The sequence below is a fragment of the Actinoplanes awajinensis subsp. mycoplanecinus genome, from assembly GCF_001509495.1.
In the GTDB taxonomy this organism is placed as follows: Bacteria; Actinomycetota; Actinomycetes; order Mycobacteriales; family Micromonosporaceae; genus Actinoplanes; species Actinoplanes palleronii.
This window is the reverse complement of sequence record NZ_LLZH01000165.1, coordinates 1-398: the sequence shown is the minus strand read 5'-3', so window position 1 is coordinate 398 and position 398 is coordinate 1. Positions and strand designations below refer to the sequence as shown.

The 398-nt window shown below is 66.8% G+C and carries 1 protein-coding gene; it reads left to right on the top strand.

The annotated features are described in order from the left end of the window. A partial coding sequence (locus ADL15_RS18815) for an SLC13 family permease (protein ID WP_198170882.1) occupies positions 1 to 398 on the top strand: 398 nt, incomplete at both ends.

The following is a 398-nucleotide window of genomic DNA, read 5'->3' as shown; positions in this document are numbered from 1 at the left end:
CACCTTCAACGACTTCCTCAGCGTGATGGCGCCGTTCGTGCTGGTCGTGTTGATCGTGCTGGTGGTGTTGTGCCGGATCATGTTCCGTAAGGCTTTCCGGTACGACGCCGAACGGGTCACACAGGTGATGGCGTTGCGGGAGGCCGACGCGATCCGCGACCGGCGCCTGGTGGTGCTCAGCCTGGCCGTGCTGGGCGCGGTACTTGTCGCGTTCGGCCTGCACACCGTGCTGCACCTGGAACCGTCGGTGGTGGCACTGCTCGGCGGCCTGCTGCTGCTGGCGCTGTCGCGGCTGGACGCCACCGAGGTCGCCAAGGACGTGGAGTGGCCGACGCTGGTGTTCTTCGCCGGGCTGTTCGTCATGGTCGGTGGCCTGGTCGAGACCGGGGTGATCGACA